This window comes from Vibrio sp. 10N.261.52.C2 (assembly GCF_041471425.1).
Taxonomy (GTDB): domain Bacteria; phylum Pseudomonadota; class Gammaproteobacteria; order Enterobacterales; family Vibrionaceae; genus Vibrio; species Vibrio crassostreae_C.
Window position 1 is genome coordinate 13,195 of the sequence record NZ_JBFROH010000011.1, and the last position, 12,228, is coordinate 25,422.

Genomic DNA, 12,228 nt, shown 5'->3' on the forward strand with positions numbered 1-12,228 from the left:
GACGACTCTAATCTTTATGTGTGAGTCTTTATCTGTGGTCAACGCGGCGAACTAATGAATCACCGATTGATTGAATAATTTGTACCAGCACAATCAACATCACTACTGTCACAGCCATGATGGTCACATCGTAGCGGTGGAATCCGTAACGAATCGCGACATCACCTAGGCCACCACCGCCTACAGTACCGGCCATTGCTGAGTAGCTCACCAGAGTCACTAGCGTAATCGTTACTGAGTTGATGATAGTCGGTAGTGCTTCTGGAAGCAGAACCTTATTGATGATTTGTGTTGGTGTTGCGCCCATTGATTGGGCCGCTTCCACTAGACCTGTTGGTACTTCAAGTAGTGCACTTTCGATAAGTCGAGCCACGAATGGGATAGCGCCAATCGTCAGTGGAACAATCGCTGCTGTTGTACCGATGAAGGTACCAATCAGCATCTTAGTCAGTGGAATAATCGCAACCATCAAAACTAAGAAAGGTACTGAACGACCCACGTTCACAATCGCACCTAGAATCTTGTTTACTTTGGTGTTCTCTAACAGGCCACCTTTTTTAGTCGTATGCAGAATCACGCCTAGTGGAATACCGACCGCGAAGCCAACAATGCCTGCAACAGCAACCATGTAAAGCGTTTCGCCTGTTGCGCCTAATAGAAGGTTACCGTTAAGGCTGATCCAGTCAGCAATCTCGTTGAAACTAAAGGACATAACCAAGCACCTCTACTTTTACATTGTTGTCGCGTAGGAATTGGATAGCAGCATTATCATCTGCTTCATTACCGAACAGTTCAGCGACCATCATGCCGAACTTCACGCCACCGGCGTAATCAAGGTCAGAACTTAAGATGCTGACATCGATATTGAATTTACGTGCGATTTGCGTCATTAGCGGAGCATCAACCGTTGCACCCGTAAACTCAAGACGCACCAGCGGGTAGCTGCTGTTTACGCGAGTCTCTTGCAAACGTGCTTGGTAATCTTCAGGGATCGTCAGATCCAACGTTGAGCGAATAAACTGATGCGCTAGCTCTGTCTTCGGATGAGCAAAGATGTCACCGACTGTACCTTTCTCTACCAATTCACCGCCGCCAATGATCGCAACCTCGTGACAAATGCTTTTAACCACATCCATCTCGTGTGTAATAAGCAGGATAGTGATGTTCAGCTTGCGGTTGATTTCACGCAGCAGCTCAAGGATAGATTGAGTTGTTGCTGGATCCAATGCGCTGGTGGCTTCATCACATAGCAGTACTTTCGGGTCAGAGGCCAGTGCGCGAGCAATCGCCACACGCTGCTTTTGACCACCACTTAGGTTTGCCGGGTAGGTGTCACGCTTATCAGCAAGGCCAACCAGTTCAAGTAACTCGCTGACTTTCGCTTCAATAATCGCTTTATCTTTACCAGCAAGTTCTAGAGGCAGTGCTACATTGTTAAATACAGTACGAGAAGACAGCAGGTTGAAGTGTTGGAATATCATGCCGATGTTACGGCGCGCTTCGCTAAGTTCTGATTTGCTGAGTTTTGTTAGGTCGATACCGTCAACAATCACTTCACCAGAGGTCGGAGCTTCCAACATATTTACACAACGGATCAGGGTACTTTTGCCTGCACCAGAAGAGCCGATGACTCCAAAGATTTGACCTTGAGGAATGTGGAGGTTGATATCAATTAAGGCATTGATTTCTTTAGTGCCTTGATAAAAAACCTTGTTGACTTGATTCACTTTAATCATAGAGAAACCCGTGCAGGTAGAACAGAATAATATGTCGATAGCTCGCTCGATTTACAGACGATGCTATGGTGTTCTATGATCTAAGTCAATAGATATTTTTACGTCTAGACGGCTAAACGTCGATTGTATGGCTAAGCTAGAAACAAATCGTTAACGAACGCAAAACTAAATAGATAGTGATGAAGCAAATAAAGCGTGTAATAATTAATGATTAATAGAGAGTTGATAGAGAACAAAATTTTGTCTAAACCTGCTGTTTTTTTAGATCGTGATGGAGTGATTAACGTTGATCACGGCTACGTACATGATGAGCATGACTTTGAATACATCGATGGTGTGTTTGAAGCGGCGAAAGCGTTTAAAGATATGGGTTATTTATTGGTGCTAGTGACCAACCAATCTGGTATTGCTCGCGGCATGTTTAGTGAAGACCGTTTTCTTTCTTTAACGCAGTGGATGGATTGGAACTTTGTTGATAATGGTGTCGAGCTCGATGGCATTTATTACTGTCCTCACCACGCTGAGCACGGTATTGGTGACTACAAGCAAGATTGTGAATGTCGTAAGCCAAAGCCAGGCATGTTCATTTCTGCTCGTGACTTTCTGAAGATTGATATGGCTAACTCGGTCATGATCGGCGATAAAGCGGAAGACATGATGGCTGCAGAAGCAGCAGGTGTTGGTACTAAAGTCTTGGTAAGAACGGGTAAACCCATCACTGAAAAAGGTGAAGCGTTGGCTAGCGTGGTACTTGATAGCATTAAAGACGTACCCGCTTTCTTAAAAGGCTAAACGTTTTATTTATCACTAAGGTATGGACCTATCATTAGGCACTTACATTAGGTTTGTTCGAACCTGTGAATAGGCTAAGTGTCGTTGACTATATAAAGATGAGGAACGAAGTATGAAAGCTATGTTGGTAGCATCTCTATGTACAGTAGCATTGGTTGGGTGCTCTAAATCAGCAGCCCCTGAGACTGATAGCGCAACATCGAATGATCAATTCGCGACTTATCAATGTGAGTCTGACGTCTCGTTTGATGTGTCTTACCTTGATAATGAAAAAGCGGTACTACGCTTGCCTGATAATGAATACCGCCTGACTCAAGTTCCAGCGGGCTCAGGAACCAAATACATCTTAGATGATGGCACTTCAGAGATGATTAACAGCATCACTTTGCGCACGAAAGGTGACAATGCGCGTCTAGAACTTGGTCGCGTAGTCTATCGAAATTGCCAAAAGTAAGTCATAGTAAGAACTGCTAGTATTTACAAACAGTTAAGTGAGGGAATCTACCCTCACTTTTTCTTCTCTTCCCTTTAACGTTAGACTTTTTATGAGCAAAAAACTCACTATTCTTGATATTGCAAAGCTGTCCGGTGTTGGTAAGTCAACCGTATCACGCGTTCTGACCAATGATCCAAAAGTGAAACCTGAAACCCGTGAAAGGGTGGAAAGAGTAATTCAAGAATCTGGGTACACGCCTTCAAAATCTGCGCAATCGATGCGCGGTGGCAGCCAAAAAGTCATCGGCGTGATTATCTCTCGTTTGGACTCTCCCTCTGAAAACAAAGCCGTTAGCACGATGCTGGCCGAGTTGTATCGAGCGGATTACGATGTCGTGATCATGGAAAGCCAACTTGATAGAGATAAAGCCAATGAGCACCTGCAAGTTCTAAAGCGTCGTAACGTTGATGGCATTATTGTATTTGGTTTTACTGACTGCGATATTCCGGCAATCGAAGCTTGGGAACACAAAGCGGTGGTGATTGCTCTGGATACCGAGAACGTGACGTCGATTAACTATGATAACCAACAGGTGATCAATAGTGCGTTGGTGCATTTATCGGATCAAGGGATCTCTGACATTGGCTTTATCGGGGTTGATCCTAGTGATAAATCAACCGGTGAACTGCGTCTTAAGGCTTATCTCGATTGGTGTGAAAACACAGGTTCGGTGGCAAACTATCGTACTGGTCAACTTCATCACGAAAGTGCTTATCAGCTGGTGGATGAGGTACTAACACCTAACACCCAAGCTATAGTCTGTGCTAGTGACACATTGGCTCTCGGTGTGATCAAACGTCTGCAAGAGCGACAACGTGAAGATGTGGTCGTCACCGGCGTTGGTGGTAATGATCTTCTCTCTTTCTTGTTCCCTCGAGTATTTAGCATTGATCCTGGGTATCAATCTGCAGGTAAATTGGCCGCTAATCTATTGATCTCTCAGCTTTTAGGCAATTCAGAGATCTCTCATCACACTCAATCTCCGATTCTATAATCCACTCAATTAAGCGAAATTGAACCGCTTAGATTAAAATTAGAGTGTGATCTCTTTCAATTAATGGGACTGTTCCCATTTTAATTTATCATTCATGTGGGCATTATAATAACCGTGATTGGGAATGTTCCCATCAATCTAAATCGAAGTGGTTATAGCTGCATGGTTTAGAAGAGTAATTGAATGAAACCAGGGTGGGGTAGTATGAGTAAGATAGCGAAGCAAGACGTTGCGCGTCTTATCGAGTTAGTCGGTGGTAAAGAAAACATTGCGAGTGTCAGCCACTGTCTGACTCGACTGCGTTTTGTATTGAACGATACAGAGCAGGCCAACAAAGCTGAACTCGAAAAACTGAAGCTAGTAAAAGGCTGTTTTACTAACGCAGGCCAATTCCAAGTTGTGATTGGCACTGAAGTTGATGAAGTGTACGCACTTCTGATTGAACAGACAGGTAAAGAGGCATCATCAAAAGATGAGGCGAAGCTGGCTGCTCGTCAAAATATGAACTTCCTTGAGCGTGGTATCTCCCATTTAGCCGAAATTTTCGTACCACTGCTGCCTGCCATCATTACAGGTGGTTTGATTCTTGGTTTCCGTAATGTGATTGGCGACATTCGCATGTTCGACGGCAAAACCTTAGTTGAAATCAGTCAATTCTGGGCAACCGTTCACTCTTTCTTATGGTTGATCGGCGAAGCTATTTTCTTCTTCCTACCGGTTGGTGTGTGTTGGGCTACGGTTAAGAAGCTTGGCGGAACCCCAATTTTGGGTATCACGCTCGGTGTGACCTTAGTTTCACCACAACTCATGAACGCATACATGATAGGTAAATCGGTACCTGAGGTATGGGATTTTGGACTGTTTGTGATTGAGAAGGTCGGTTATCAGGCTCAGGTGATCCCAGCAATGTTAGCGGGTGTGGCTTTGGCGTTCATTGAAACCAATCTTAAGCGCATCGTCCCTGCTTACTTGTACCTAGTTGTGGTGCCATTTGTATCGATTATTTTGTCTGTGATTCTAGCGCACGCTTTCATTGGCCCATTCGGTCGTATGTTAGGCGATGGTGTGGCATTCGCAGCTAAAGCGGCAATGACAGGTGATTTTGCGATTCTTGGTTCAGTGGTTTTTGGTTTCCTATACGCACCTTTGGTTATCACGGGTATTCACCACACCACCAACGCGGTGGATCTGCAACTGATGCAAGACTTAGGCGGGACACCAATTTGGCCTTTGATTGCACTATCAAACATTGCACAAGCATCGGCAGTAGTCGGCATCATTATCTTGAGTAAGCGTGAAGGTGAACGAGATATCTCGGTTCCTGCGGCAATCTCAGCCTACTTAGGTGTAACAGAGCCTGCGATGTACGGTATTAACCTTAAATACAAATTCCCAATGCTGAGCGCAATGATTGGTAGTGCTGTTGCAGCCGCAATCTGTGGTAGCGCGGGTGTGATGGCGAATGGTATCGGTGTCGGCGGCTTGCCGGGCATCCTATCGATTCAACCTCAATATTGGTCGATTTACCTAGTCGCGATGCTGGTGGCGATAGTACTGCCTATCACGCTAACCCTGTTTTTCTACAAGCGAGCCCAATCCAAGGGTGAGTTAGAAACCGCGAACGCGTAATGCATTGAATAAGCGATGACTCCAAAATGAGTTATCGCTTTTTCTCTTAGTTATAGCTTTTTCTTTTAGTTATAACGGCTATTCGACCATGATTCACATGGTGATTTTTATTTTATATTTTCTGGTAAGTGAGTGTTAGAGATGGCGATGACTGAACATGATGAAAGCTGGTGGAAAACCGCAACCATCTATCAAATCTACCCAAAGAGCTTTTGTGACAGTGGCAGTAAAGGTACTGGCGACATCAAAGGGATCATTTCGAAACTGGATTACCTCAAACATTTGAGTGTCGATGCGATTTGGCTAACCCCGGTTTACGCATCTCCTATGATCGATAATGGTTACGATATCTCAGACTACTACGCGATTAATCCTCAATTCGGCACCATGGAAGATTTCGACCTATTGCTGGCTGAAGCGCACCAACGTGGTATTCGTATCGTGATGGATATCGTGGTAAACCACACCTCAACAGAACATGCGTGGTTTCAGTCAGCATTGGGTGATAAAAACAGCCCATACCGCGACTACTACATATGGAAAGATCCCGTAGATGGTCAAGCACCAACTAACTGGCAGTCTAAGTTCGGTGGTAATGCGTGGGAACTAGATGAGGCGACTGGGCAATACTTCCTACACTTATTCGCCAAAGAACAGGCTGACCTCAACTGGGAGAACCCGGTTGTACGTGAAGAAGTGAAAGACGTTATCAGCTTTTGGGCAGAAAAGGGCGTTGATGGTTTCCGCTTGGATGTGATCAACCTGATTTCGAAGCAGCAAGACTTTCCTAATGATGATATCGGTGATGGCCGTCGTTTCTATACCGATGGTCCACGTGTACACGAATACCTGAAAGAGATCAGCGAAGCGGTATTCCAGAAGTACGGCAGCGTGACCGTAGGCGAGATGTCTTCAACCACGTTGGAACACTGCCAGCAATACTCAAACGTTGATAACAGTGAGCTATCGATGGTGTTTAACTTCCACCACCTTAAGGTCGATTACACCAATGGTGAGAAGTGGACCAATGCGCCGTTTGATTTCTTACAGCTCAAATCGATCTTTAACCACTGGCAAACGGGATTGAATGGCAAAGGGTGGGGCGCACTATTCTGGTGTAACCACGACCAACCAAGAGTGGTGAGCCGCTTAGGTAACGATCAGCAATATCGCGTTGAATCAGCCAAGATGCTTGCCGCTTCTGTTCACATGATGCAAGGCACGCCGTATATCTATCAAGGTGAAGAGATTGGTATGACCAACCCAGGTTACACCGAGATCAGCCAGTATCGTGATGTAGAGAGTACCAATATGTACGACATCATGGTGAATCGTGATGGTGTGGCTCATGAAGATATGATGGCGATTTTGGCGCAGAAGTCTCGTGATAACTCTCGTACACCAATGCAATGGAACAGTGAGCCTTACGCAGGGTTCTCACAAGCTCAGCCATGGCTTGATGTAGCGAATAATTACCCTGGGATTAACGCTGAGCAAGCACTGGAAGACAAAGACTCTGTTTTCTATTTCTATAAGAGTTTGATTGAGTTACGTAAACAAGTGCCAGTGATTACAGATGGCAGCTATCAAGATCTATTGCCTGATCACTCATCCATTTTTGCATATGCACGTGAGAACGAAGGGCAAACCTTGCTGTGTATTAACAACTATTATGGTGAAGAGGCGGAGTGCGTTTTACCGGAACGTTTTGATATGACTAAGGCGAAGAGTCTGTTGTCTAACTATCAACAAGCGAACACTTCAGTTGCATTACATCATCAAGTGTTACGTCCTTACGAGACTCGTATTCTCTTGATTGAAGGGTAACTTTGTTTCATTTCAATGAGCCTAATTTTGATTCCCCTTAAAAGATTAGGCTTCTACAAAGGCTTTGGAGTGCTTCCCAAAGCCTTTTTTGTTTTAGTGATGGCTGGAATATCGTGCCTCGAGTCTACTTGCTAGAAGTTTGAGCATCGAGTGCCAGCAACGACAGAGCAGGTAATGAACTTTAAGACGCGTAATTCACCGAGTAGCGAGTTGGTTTGTGGTTCATTGCCAATACGATGTTCAATACTGCGGTGCCTAATACAGATACGGCAATCACCCAAGGTGACACGAAGAAGAACGATGCAAACAGAATACACGCATCAATACCCATTTGTGTTTTGCCTACCGAGATACCGTAGCGGTCTTGGATAAACAAGCACAGTACGTTGAAGCCACCCAGACTTGAGCGGTGACGGAATAGGATTAGCATACCTAAGCCCATTAATAAGCCGCCGGCAACAGCACAATAGATCTCGTTATGAACTTCTAGCGAGATAACTAAGTATAAATGATCGGCAAACACAGACACTAAAGCACCAGAAATCGCACTGCTAATAGCAAAGCTACGGCCGAATCGTTTCCATGCTAATAAATAGAATGGACAATTGGCAACAAAGTACAAAATACCAAAGGTTACAGGCAAGAATTGACTCAAAAGCAGAGCCAAGCCAGTAGTGCCCCCGGTAAGCAGGTTCGCTGACTGTAAAAAGAAGACGCCTAACGCCACTAAAAACGTGCCAGTGAGAATCGCTACCCAATCTTCTTTACGTGAGTGTTTTTCCATCGTTTTTATAATTACCTAACCAATAAAGGCGTGCATAGTAGAGAAAAACCTTAGCTTTCGGTAGCTTGAGGGGCAAAATTAAGGTAAACCTATGTAATCTGCGTTTTACAGGGTGTAAAGCGTAAAATTGACAGTAAGCGCCATCTTTGGTTGGATAAGCCAAATAACCATGATGAATCTTATTTGTGATTATGAAAAAACTGCATGATAAAATTGCAATTAGCTCTTTATGACCTAGATCAAATTATGTAGAATGCGTCACATCAAAACGGTGACGGAAACGTTTGCTTTCGGTCGTTGTGTGGTTTTTTTGAAACTTTCAGTACAATCTGAGTCAGGAGATACAGATGCTTAAGCGTGACATGAACATTGCTGATTACGATGCGGATCTATTCGCAGCTATCCAAGAAGAAACTCTTCGTCAGGAAGAGCATATCGAACTTATCGCTTCAGAAAACTACACAAGCCCACGTGTAATGGAAGCTCAAGGTTCTCAGCTAACAAACAAATACGCTGAAGGCTACCCAGGCAAGCGTTACTACGGTGGTTGTGAGTACGTAGACAAAGTTGAAACTCTAGCAATTGAACGTGCATGTGAACTATTTGGTGCAGAGTACGCAAACGTACAGCCTCACTCAGGTTCTCAAGCAAATAACGCTGTATACATGGCACTACTAAATGCAGGCGATACGGTTCTAGGTATGAGCCTAGCACACGGTGGTCACCTAACTCACGGTTCTCCAGTAAACTTCTCTGGTAAGCTTTACAACATCATCCCTTACGGTATCGATGAAGCGGGTCAAATCGATTACGAAGAGATGGAAAAGCTGGCTATCGAGAACAAGCCTAAGATGATCATCGGTGGTTTCTCTGCTTACTCTCAAATCTGTGATTGGAAGCGCATGCGTGAAATCGCTGACAAAGTAGGTGCTTACCTGTTCGTAGATATGGCTCACGTAGCAGGTCTAATCGCTGCAGGCGTTTACCCGAACCCAGTGCCACACGCTCACGTAGTAACTACAACGACGCACAAAACGCTTGCGGGTCCTCGTGGTGGTCTAATCCTTTCTAACGAAGGCGAAGATCTTTACAAGAAGCTGAACTCAGCAGTATTCCCAGGCGGCCAAGGTGGTCCTCTAATGCACGTTATCGCTGGTAAAGCAGTAGCGTTCAAAGAAGCTCTAGAGCCAGAGTTCAAAGAATACCAAGCACGCGTTGTTGCTAACGCAAAAGCAATGGTTGCTGAATTCCTAGCTCGTGGTTACAACATCGTTTCAGGTTCTACAGAGAACCACCTGTTCCTAGTTGACCTAATCAACAAAGACATCACAGGTAAAGAAGCAGATGCAGCACTAGGTGCAGCAAACATCACTGTAAACAAGAACTCAGTACCAAACGACCCACGTAGCCCATTCGTTACTTCAGGTATCCGTATCGGTTCTCCTTCTATCACTCGTCGCGGTTTCTCAGAAGCAGACGCGAAAGAGCTAGCAGGTTGGATCTGTGACATCCTAGATAACATGGGCGATGAGTCTGTTATCGAAGCAACGAAAGCAAAAGTATTAGAGATCTGTAAGCGTCTACCTGTTTACGCTTAATTTTTCTGGCTCAAATAGCTTAATTTCTGTGTCAAAGGTGCTCATTTACATTCGTAAACTCCGCGCCTTTTCCTTGAACTAAAGCTATTTGATTGAAAAATACGATTTGAAAGGCTCCTGTTGGGAGCTTTTTTTGTTTTTTTGGGTATTACGTTGTCGAGCATGCTCACTTACATTCGTAAGCTCCGCGTGCTCTCCTAGAATTTCAAACAACTACTTTGAAAAATATTGATACTAGAGGCTCCTTAATAGGGGCTTTTTTGTACTTGGAAGTTTTAAAATTGTTGTCGAGCATGCTCACTTACACCCGTAATCTCTGCGTGCTCTCTTAGAATTTCAAACAACTACTTTGAAAAGCAATGATACTAGAGGCTTCTTTAAAGGAGCTATTTTTTGTATCTGGTGGCTGGTGGATTTGGGATTAAGAGTAAAGAAAAGCGGGTATTAAAAAGGGTTAATGCTTTCACATCAACCCTTTGGTATTTGGTAGTGTCGATTCTACTTTTTGATGCTAAGTAGGGTGCCTGACTTACACTTGAAAGAGTAGTAGTGGCGGCTTTCACTGAACTTACCTAGGCCTTCGCCATCACAGTAGTCGATGTTGATGTCACGCATCACTTCTAATGTGTCTTCGCTGTTCAAAGCGAATTTAGAGCCATCAGAACAGACAATACGAACTCGTTCATCATGGCTTACAGAGTAAATATCGACTTCAGTATTACACAGCTCAAAAGAGGCTTCGCGAAAGTTGTCTTGCTGAGTATTTGAAGCGCAACCTGCGGTGAGTGCGGCTGCGATAACGGCTAAAAGTCCGAGTCTTTTCATTGTTAATCCTTCACTATCATCAAGTTGGGTGATGAGTTTTATATGCTAGTTTGGGTAGCCTATACAACAATACGCTTTGGTTCAAGGCGCGTTCGTTGACTCTAAGATATAAAAGTATAGGTGCAGACAGATAATTTATAACGTGTTTGCTGCATGTTTGCTGCATGTTTGCTTGTTACGTATCACCAAAAAAAAGACCAACACAGAGGTTGGCCTTTAAATAGGAAGATTTTTTTAACGACTATCGAAACTGTTTAGCTTCTAGAAGATACTCAAAACCAGCAGATGCGAGCTTTGCGATCAATGCTGCTTTGTCGATTTCGTAGAAGTTGACCACTCGATCTAAATCACCGCCGAAGTCGTCACGAAGCTTCATGTTGACGATACTCATCAACATCACAGGATCCATTTTTTCAAAATTAGCGAGGTTCATATTAGTCCTCGAAATCTGAGATCAGCAGGTTTGCAGCGGCAAATGCTGCACGCTCACGCGCTTCTATAGGAAGAGATTCATCTGCAGCAAGGTCATTCAATGTTTTTACCGCGCAGGTGATCGCTTTAGGGATATAGCCTTGGTCGCCACTGCCAATTTGAGAATACAGTTCACGCACCAAATCACAACAATCGTATACTTTCATTTTTATACCTAACCAAATGATAACTGATCTCAATATACACATAGAGATAAGCAAAAACAAAGTGGATCTGATTAAGTTCAGAGTTAGTTTGTCCTTGCTCAATATCTCACTTGGTTAGCTCGCTGCTTAGGCCGTTCTTTACGGCTTCGTTTGGTACTTGCCGATTAGCCAGAGACTTGTTGTTCAAGTTGATAGGTGACTTCATCAGCAAGATTGAGCTGTTTCGCGAGCTCTTTCAGGTACGCCTTTTCCATGAAATTCTGTTCGTCGGCCACAATCAAAGAGGCTAAGTAGATCTCACTCGCCTGTTGAGGTGACGTTGCCAGTTGAGCGATTTCGCTTGGGTCGAGTGGCTTATGCAGTTCTTCAGAGACCAATTTAGTCAGTTGATAATCAGCGCCCATATTCTCGACGGCTTCCTCTATCTTAGCCATCTCTTCTTCATCAACATGGCCATCAGCTTTAGACGCGGCAATCATCGATCGTAGAATCAGCACGCTGTGGTTTGCATCATTTTCATCAAACTGAGCCTGTTCGACGTTAGGTGTCTGGCCTTGTTTGGACTGGTAGTCGTTGTAGACTTTATAAGCCAAAGCGCCCAGTGCTGCTGCGCCGCCAATCCCAGCCGCTTTCTTACCCATTTTCTTAGTCTTCTTAGAGCCCATTAACGCACCTAACAGTCCTCCGCCAACTGCGCCTGCACCGAAGGCTCCGAGTGTACTTTTACTGCTACTCTTGCTATTGCTGCCTTGAGAAAGGCCACTTAAACTTGAAGACCCTTGTGAAAGTTTCTGAGTACCTTGTTTTACGAGATCTGATTTAAGTGCTTGGTTCAGTAAGCTTTTGATATCCATCGATACCTCCAATGGTGAGCATGTCCAAAAAGTTGATGACACCAATATACGGATT

The 12,228-nt window shown here is 44.3% G+C and carries 13 protein-coding genes; 6 read left to right on the plus strand and 7 right to left on the minus strand.

Annotated elements, in window-relative coordinates; translation table 11 throughout:
• Window positions 1–28: 28 nt before the first annotated feature.
• Together AB4307_RS03705 and metN are read right to left on the minus strand one after the other, a co-directional pair.
• Window positions 29–712 (minus strand): methionine ABC transporter permease, encoded by a 684-nt coding sequence (locus tag AB4307_RS03705; RefSeq protein WP_017060764.1) that lies wholly within the window; start codon window positions 710–712, stop codon window positions 29–31.
• Entirely contained in the window at window positions 702–1,736 is a 1,035-nt protein-coding gene (gene metN, locus AB4307_RS03710) for a methionine ABC transporter ATP-binding protein MetN (protein ID WP_017060763.1), read from the minus strand. Before metN ends, AB4307_RS03705 begins: the two co-directional genes overlap by 11 nt.
• 207 nt (window positions 1,737–1,943) lie before the next feature.
• On the opposite strand from metN, the gene gmhB reads away from it, so the two are divergent.
• The 5 genes from gmhB to treC all read left to right on the plus strand — a co-directional run bounded on the left by gmhB (window position 1,944) and on the right by treC (window position 7,474).
• Window positions 1,944–2,528: a D-glycero-beta-D-manno-heptose 1,7-bisphosphate 7-phosphatase gene (gene gmhB, locus AB4307_RS03715; protein WP_017060762.1), complete on the plus strand. Its 585-nt coding sequence runs from the start codon at window positions 1,944–1,946 to the stop codon at window positions 2,526–2,528.
• A gap of 112 nt (window positions 2,529–2,640) precedes the next feature.
• The gene (locus AB4307_RS03720) at window positions 2,641–2,982 is read left to right on the plus strand and encodes an MliC family protein (RefSeq protein ID WP_017060761.1); all 342 of its coding nucleotides are present in this window, start codon (window positions 2,641–2,643) and stop codon (window positions 2,980–2,982) included.
• Between the two features lie 91 nt (window positions 2,983–3,073).
• Window positions 3,074–4,018, plus strand: a complete 945-nt coding sequence (gene treR, locus AB4307_RS03725) for a trehalose operon repressor TreR (RefSeq protein WP_017071999.1) — start codon at window positions 3,074–3,076, stop codon at window positions 4,016–4,018.
• A 204-nt stretch (window positions 4,019–4,222) separates the two neighbouring features.
• Window positions 4,223–5,647, plus strand: coding sequence for a PTS trehalose transporter subunit IIBC (gene treB, locus AB4307_RS03730; RefSeq protein ID WP_017063347.1), 1,425 nt, complete (start codon window positions 4,223–4,225; stop codon window positions 5,645–5,647).
• Window positions 5,648–5,788: 141 nt separating this feature from the next.
• Window positions 5,789–7,474, plus strand: a complete 1,686-nt coding sequence (gene treC / locus AB4307_RS03735) for an alpha,alpha-phosphotrehalase (RefSeq protein ID WP_372102554.1) — start codon at window positions 5,789–5,791, stop codon at window positions 7,472–7,474.
• Between the two features lie 181 nt (window positions 7,475–7,655).
• Here the strand turns inward: treC and AB4307_RS03740 are convergent, their stop codons facing one another.
• Window positions 7,656–8,258 carry a YitT family protein gene (locus tag AB4307_RS03740; RefSeq protein WP_017060757.1) on the minus strand — a complete coding sequence of 201 codons (603 nt, stop codon included), beginning with the start codon at window positions 8,256–8,258 and terminating at the stop codon, window positions 7,656–7,658.
• Between the two features lie 347 nt (window positions 8,259–8,605).
• Here AB4307_RS03740 and glyA point away from each other — a divergent pair, with 347 nt between their 5' ends.
• Window positions 8,606–9,856, plus strand: a complete 1,251-nt coding sequence (gene glyA / locus AB4307_RS03745) for a serine hydroxymethyltransferase (RefSeq protein WP_017066387.1) — start codon at window positions 8,606–8,608, stop codon at window positions 9,854–9,856.
• A 498-nt stretch (window positions 9,857–10,354) separates the two neighbouring features.
• Here glyA and AB4307_RS03750 read toward each other — a convergent pair whose 3' ends face one another.
• The 4 genes from AB4307_RS03750 to AB4307_RS03765 all read right to left on the minus strand — a co-directional run bounded on the left by AB4307_RS03750 (window position 10,355) and on the right by AB4307_RS03765 (window position 12,173).
• Window positions 10,355–10,681 (minus strand): hypothetical protein, encoded by a 327-nt coding sequence (locus tag AB4307_RS03750; RefSeq protein WP_017072003.1) that lies wholly within the window; start codon window positions 10,679–10,681, stop codon window positions 10,355–10,357.
• A 241-nt stretch (window positions 10,682–10,922) separates the two neighbouring features.
• Window positions 10,923–11,114 (minus strand): DUF4250 domain-containing protein, encoded by a 192-nt coding sequence (locus AB4307_RS03755; RefSeq protein ID WP_102306475.1) that lies wholly within the window; start codon window positions 11,112–11,114, stop codon window positions 10,923–10,925.
• A gap of 1 nt (window position 11,115) precedes the next feature.
• Window positions 11,116–11,319 carry a YaeP family protein gene (locus tag AB4307_RS03760; protein ID WP_372131158.1) on the minus strand — a complete coding sequence of 68 codons (204 nt, stop codon included), beginning with the start codon at window positions 11,317–11,319 and terminating at the stop codon, window positions 11,116–11,118.
• A 164-nt stretch (window positions 11,320–11,483) separates the two neighbouring features.
• Window positions 11,484–12,173: a tellurite resistance TerB family protein gene (locus AB4307_RS03765; protein WP_372102556.1), complete on the minus strand. Its 690-nt coding sequence runs from the start codon at window positions 12,171–12,173 to the stop codon at window positions 11,484–11,486.
• Window positions 12,174–12,228 lie beyond the last annotated feature (55 nt).